The organism is Citrobacter sp. TBCS-14 (assembly GCF_005280805.1).
Classification (GTDB): Bacteria; Pseudomonadota; Gammaproteobacteria; order Enterobacterales; family Enterobacteriaceae; genus Citrobacter; species Citrobacter gillenii.
The window spans coordinates 1-224 of the sequence record NZ_SZWM01000239.1 but is presented as its reverse complement, the minus strand read 5'-3'; the positions used below and the strand labels follow the sequence as shown (position 1 = coordinate 224).

Annotated in this window: 1 pseudogene; it reads right to left on the bottom strand. The window is 45.5% G+C overall.

Annotated elements, in window-relative coordinates:
- Window positions 1-110: 110 nt before the first annotated feature.
- A pseudogene (locus FDX22_RS12275) lies at window positions 111-224 on the bottom strand (disulfide bond formation protein B); the annotation flags it as partial.

Genomic DNA, 224 nt, shown 5'->3' with positions numbered 1-224 from the left:
CAGGCGCACGAGCGCAAAGCCAGCTAATAGACTATTACCACGTTAGTTGTGGTAAGCATAAAAAACCGAAGCCGTCTTCCTGGCTTCGGTTTTTTTGTTTCTTGCTCCAATTATTTGGTTCTGGTCAGTTTTAAAGCCCAGGCTCCACTCATTATCACCAGCAGTAGTAAACATAAACCAAAGGCCAGCAAACAGGCCTGTGCCATGTTCATAAAATGCCACGG